This window comes from Pseudarthrobacter sulfonivorans, from assembly GCF_014712225.1.
GTDB lineage: Bacteria > Actinomycetota > Actinomycetes > Actinomycetales > Micrococcaceae > Arthrobacter > Arthrobacter sulfonivorans.
Genome location: NZ_JACXBW010000045.1, coordinates 1 through 1,081, shown reverse-complemented (window position 1 = coordinate 1,081; position 1,081 = coordinate 1). Strand labels below are relative to the sequence as shown.

Annotated in this window: 2 protein-coding genes; both read right to left on the bottom strand. The window is 67.5% G+C overall.

What is annotated here, in order from left to right; all coding sequences use genetic code 11:
• Positions 1–425: MBL fold metallo-hydrolase (locus tag IAQ70_RS22470; protein ID WP_190992168.1), on the bottom strand; the 425-nt coding region annotated here is incomplete at its 3' end.
• Positions 422–1,081, bottom strand: a 660-nt coding sequence (locus tag IAQ70_RS22465; protein WP_190992167.1) for a zinc-binding dehydrogenase, incomplete at its 5' end; no start/stop codon positions are given. The genes IAQ70_RS22465 and IAQ70_RS22470, both read right to left, overlap by 4 nt.

Sequence of the window (1,081 nt, the reverse complement as noted above, 5' to 3'; positions counted from 1 at the left end):
GTTCCCTCGCTTTCGAGGTAGAAGCAGGTGGAGCCCGGGGAATGGCCCGGGGTGTGGATGGCCAACAGCGCGGTGCCGCCCACCTCGAACACGTCGCCGTCCCCGTGGTACCGGTCCGGTTCCGTGTCGGGGTAGACCTGCTTCCAGAGGACCAGGTCCTCGGGGTTCAGGATGATCGGTGCGCCGACGGCGGCAGCGACTTCGCGGGCGGCGCCGATGTGGTCGTTGTGGGCGTGGGTGAGGAGGATGGCCAGGACTTTCCGGCCGCGGACCTGGTTGATGATCGCTGCGGCGTCGTGCGGGGAGTCGATGATCACGCATTCAGTGTCGTTGCCCACGATCCAGACGTTGTTGTCCACGTCCCAGGTGCCGCCGTCGAGCGAGAACGTGCCCGAGGTGACCAGGTTGTCGATGTTAACTGTCATGAGAACTCCTTCAGGGTCTGTACTTGAACAACCGAGCGCAGGACCTTGCCCTCGTGCATCTTCGCGAAGGCTTCCTCCACCTGGTCGATGCTGATCCGTTCGGTGACGAAGGCGTCCAGGTCAAGGTTGCCCTGCTTGTAGTGCGCCACGAGCATGGGGAAATCGCGGGAGGGCAGGCAGTCCCCGTACCAGGAGGACTTCAGCGACCCGCCCCGGCCAAAGACGTCCAGCAGGGGAAGTTCCAGGGTCGTGTCCGGCGCCGGGACACCCACCAGCACCGCCCGGCCGGCGAGGTCGCGGGCGTAGAACGCCTGCCTGAACGTTTCGGGACGGCCGACGGCGTCGATCACCACGTCCGCGCCGTTGCCCCCGGTGAGGGCCCGGATCGCCGCGACGGGGTCCTCCTTGCCCGAATCCACCCCGTGGGTGGCGCCCAGGGACTTGGCCATCTCCAGCTTGTTGGCGTCGATGTCCACGGCAATGATCGTTGTGGCGCCGGCGAGCCTGGCACCGGCGATCGCGGCGATGCCCACCCCGCCGCAGCCGATCACGGCCACGGACTCGCCGCGCTTGACCTCGCCGGTGTTGATGGCGGCACCGATGCCGGCCATCACACCGCAGCCAAGCAGCCCGACGGCGGCGGGATCGACGTCGTC